Source organism: Micromonospora palythoicola (assembly GCF_036689795.1).
Lineage (GTDB): Bacteria > Actinomycetota > Actinomycetes > Mycobacteriales > Micromonosporaceae > Micromonospora > Micromonospora palythoicola.
Map to the genome: position 1 here is coordinate 1 of NZ_JBAGKI010000132.1, position 3,968 is coordinate 3,968.

A 3,968-nucleotide genomic window follows, 5' to 3' on the forward strand; every position below is an offset into this window, starting at 1 on the left:
GGGCGCCGGCCCGCGCCCCTGGTGCTCGGGCGCGGGGGGGGCGGGGGGGGGCGGGGGGGGGGGGGGGGCGCGCGCCCCCGCCCCCGCGACGGTGCCAAGGGAGAAACCCGTGAATTTCGATGCCTTGTTCGGCAACCTGGCCCAGCACACGGTGGACGGGTTGTCCAAAGGGGCCATCTACGCCCTCGTCGCGCTGGGGTACACCCTCGTCTACGGTGTGCTCCGCCTGATCAACTTCGCGCACTCCGAGATCTTCATGGTCGGCACGTTCGCGATTCTCGGTACCTGGTCGCTGCTCGGGATCACCGGCACGCCCTCGATCGGCATGGCGATCGTCTACCTGCTCATCGGTCTGGTCGTCGGTGCGGCGGCCTCCGGTGCCACCGCGTTGACCGTCGAGCGGGTCGCGTACCGGCGACTACGTCGGATGAACGCGCCGCCGCTGATCTTCCTGATCACCGCCATCGGTGTCTCGCTCGTCTTGGTGGAGATCTACGCACTGTGGATGGCGGGGTTCTTCTCCGGACGCGGCTTCAGCGAGAACCGGCTCGTGATCGGCATCCCGGCGCTGCTGAAGCAGGAGACCGTGCTGTCGGTGGCCGGCGCCAACATCACCAACGTGCAGATCATCATGGTGGTGTCGGCCCTGGTGATGCTCTACGGGCTGGACCAGTTCATCAACCGGACCCGGTACGGCCGGGGGGTGCGCGCGGTGGCGCAGAATCCGGACACCGCCGCGCTGATGGGGGTGCACCAGGACCGGGTGATCATGCTGGTCTTCGTGCTGGGTGGACTGATGGCGGGCGCGGCCGCTCTGCTGTGGAACATGCGGTACGGGATCACCAAGTTCGACATCGGTTTCGTGATCGGGCTCAAGGCGTTCACCGCCGCGGTGCTCGGTGGCATCGGCAATCTGCGGGGCGCGCTGCTCGGTGGCCTGCTGCTCGGTGTGATCGAGGTGTACGCCGCGACGTTGACCCGGTCGACCTGGGAGGACGTGGCCGCCTTCGTGGTGCTCGTGGTGGTGCTGATCTTCCGCCCGACCGGTCTGCTCGGTGAGTCTCTCGGAAAGGCGAGGGCATGACAGAGGCACTGCGACAGTTCAACGAGCGGCGCCGACACGCTTTTGGCGGCATGGCCGACCGTTGGCGGGCGCTGCCCCGCTGGCAGCGTTGGCTGGCGGTTCTCGCGGGGATCGCGTTCCTGTACTACCTGCCGTTCCTGGGTGACATCCCGGGGACGAACCTGATCATCCCAGGTCTCGACTGGTTCCGGACCGACTCCATCGCCGGCGGCTCGAACTGGGCCGGGGTGCTCTTCGTGTGCGCCCTGTACGTGCTGGTCGCGATCGGGCTCAACGTGGTGATCGGCCTGGCCGGTCTGCTCGACCTCGGTTACGTCGGCTTCTACGCGGTGGGTGCCTACAGCGTCGCGCTGTTCGGTTCGACCCAGTCGCCGGTGGTGCAGTCGCTGCAGCGGCAGTTCGGCCTGTCCGAGGAGTGGGCGGTCGCCTGGGCGGTGTGTATCCCGATCGCGCTGGCCTTCTCCCTGGTCGCCGGCGTGCTGCTGGGTTGGCCGACGCTCCGGTTGCGGGGTGACTACCTGGCGATCGTGACGTTGGGCTTCGGCGAGATCATCCGGATCGTGGCCAAGAACTCGGGATGGGCCGGCCAGGCGCAGGGCGTCGCGGGCATCCCGGGTCCGGAGGGGCCGCCGTCGGCCGACAACACCGTCTTCGGGCTGCTCAAGATCGAGCCCTGGTACTGGCTGGCGCTCACCGTGGTGCTGCTGATGGTCCTGCTGGTGCGCCGGCTGGAGCACAGCCGGGTCGGTCGGTCGTGGCTGGCCATCCGGGAGGACGAGGACGCCGCCGCGGTCATGGGTGTCTACCCGTTCAAGTTCAAGCTGTGGGCGTTCGCCATCGGCGCCGCCCTGGGCGGGTTGTCGGGTCTGCTCTTCGCCAGCCGGTCGACCTTCATCCAGCCGGAGACCTTCAACGTCCAGCTCTCCATCCTGTTCGTCGCGATGGTGGTGGTCGGCGGGTCCGGCAACATGGCGGGTGTGGCGCTCGGTGCGTTCCTGCTCGCCTACCTGCCGGAGCGGTTCCGGGACTTCTCGGAGTACCGGGTGCTGGCCTTCGGGTTGGCGCTGGTGCTCATCATGCTGCTGCGCCCGCAGGGTCTGCTGCCGAGCCGGCGGCGAACGCGGGAGTTGCAGGACCGGGCGAAGGAGGCTGCCGTCAATGTTGCCTAAGCAGATGACGTCGCCCGAGGACGCCGCCCCGCGCGAGGTGTTGCTCGAGGTGGACCAGGTCACCCTCCGCTTCGGTGGGGTGGTGGCGCTGGACAACCTGAGTTTCAACCTCTACAAGGGCGAGATCATCGGGTTGATCGGTCCGAACGGGGCCGGCAAGACCACCTGTTTCAACGCGATGACGGGTGTCTACCGGCCGACCTCGGGCGAGGTCCGCTTCGACGGGGAGCAGGTGAGCGGGCGCAAGCCGCACCGGATCAACCGGATGGGGATCGCCCGGACGTTCCAGAACATCCGGCTTTTCCCGGAGATGACCGCGCTGGAGAACGTGCTGGTGGGGGCTGATTCTCGGCACCACACGAGCGTGATCGGGGCGTTGTTCCGGCTCTACCGCGTCAAGCCCAAGCCGGAGGAGTTGCCGGTGGTCGACGCGACCAACGGGCTGGTCCGGTTCTGGCAGCAGGTCCGCCGGTCGTCGGCGCGGGTGTTCGGCATCTCCCGGCACACGTTGGAGGAGCGCGCCGGCGAGCGGAAGGCACTGGAGCTGCTGCGGTTCGTGGGCATCGCCGACCGGGCCAACGACCTGGCGCGCAACCTCCCGTACGGCTACCAGCGGCGGCTGGAGATCGCCCGAGCGCTGGCGACCGAGCCGAAGTTGCTCTGCCTGGACGAGCCGGCCGCCGGGTTCAACCCGGCGGAGAAGGAGGAACTGCTCGACCTGATCCGCAAGATCCGGGACCGCGGGTTCACGGTCCTGCTCATCGAGCACGACATGCGGCTCGTCATGGGGGTCACCGACCGGATCGTGGTCCTGGAGTTCGGCAAGAAGATCGCCGAGGGGTCGCCTGCCGAGGTACGGGACAACCCGAAGGTGATCGCGGCCTACCTGGGGGAGCCCGCAGATGCTGCTTGAGATCAACGACCTGACGCTGCGCTACGGCCGGATCGAGGCGCTGCACGGCATCAGCCTGCACGTCGAGGAAGGCGAGGTGGTCGCGCTCATCGGCGCCAACGGTGCCGGAAAGTCCAGCACGATGCGGGCCATCTCCGGACTCCGGCCGGTGGCTCTGGGCTCGATCCGGTTCAACGGTGAGGACATCACCAACCTGCGGGCCGACCTGCGGGTGCGTCGGGGCATCTGCCAGGCACCCGAGGGGCGGGGCATCTTCCCGGGCATGACGGTGCTGGACAACCTGGACATGGGGGCGTACACCCGGCGGGACCACGCCGGGATCGCCGCCGACCTGGACCGGGTGTTCACGCTGTTCCCCCGGCTGGCCGAGCGGCGCCGCCAGCAGGGTGGCACGCTCTCCGGCGGCGAGCAGCAGATGCTCGCGGTGGGCCGGGCGTTGATGAGCCGGCCGAAGCTGCTGCTGCTGGACGAGCCGTCGATGGGCCTCGCTCCGATGATCATCCAGCAGATCTTCGACATCATCACGGAGATCAACCAGCAGGGCACCACGATCCTGTTGGTGGAGCAGAACGCCCAGCAGGCGCTCTCCCGGGCCCACCGGGGGTACGTGCTGGAGACCGGCCGGATCGTCAAGGAGGGCACCGGGCAGGACCTGCTGCACGACCCGTCGGTCAAGGAGGCGTACCTGGGCGTGGCCTGAGTCGCGTCGCGGGGGGGGGCCGGGGGGGGCCACCCCCCCCGCCCCCGGGGGTTGGGCCCCCGGAACAGGGCGGGGCGGGCGGGGCCGACGCCCGCAGGGGGG

The 3,968-nt window shown here is 69.1% G+C and carries 4 protein-coding genes; all 4 read left to right on the plus strand.

Annotated elements, in window-relative coordinates; translation table 11 throughout:
* Positions 1 to 109: 109 nt before the first annotated feature.
* From V5O40_RS27840 to V5O40_RS27855, 4 genes are read left to right on the plus strand one after another with little or no spacing between them, the layout of a single operon-like run.
* On the plus strand, positions 110 to 1,084 hold the full coding sequence (locus V5O40_RS27840; protein ID WP_269742566.1) for a branched-chain amino acid ABC transporter permease: 975 nt from the start codon (positions 110 to 112) through the stop codon (positions 1,082 to 1,084).
* Positions 1,081 to 2,253 carry a branched-chain amino acid ABC transporter permease gene (locus tag V5O40_RS27845; protein ID WP_332908200.1) on the plus strand — a complete coding sequence of 391 codons (1,173 nt, stop codon included), beginning with the start codon at positions 1,081 to 1,083 and terminating at the stop codon, positions 2,251 to 2,253. The genes V5O40_RS27840 and V5O40_RS27845 overlap by 4 nt, the downstream gene beginning before the upstream one ends.
* Complete coding sequence (locus V5O40_RS27850) at positions 2,243 to 3,166, plus strand: ABC transporter ATP-binding protein (RefSeq protein WP_332908201.1); 924 nt, start codon at positions 2,243 to 2,245, stop codon at positions 3,164 to 3,166. Before V5O40_RS27845 ends, V5O40_RS27850 begins: the two co-directional genes overlap by 11 nt.
* Positions 3,156 to 3,866: an ABC transporter ATP-binding protein gene (locus V5O40_RS27855; RefSeq protein WP_332908202.1), complete on the plus strand. Its 711-nt coding sequence runs from the start codon at positions 3,156 to 3,158 to the stop codon at positions 3,864 to 3,866. Before V5O40_RS27850 ends, V5O40_RS27855 begins: the two co-directional genes overlap by 11 nt.
* Positions 3,867 to 3,968: the final 102 nt, after the last annotated feature.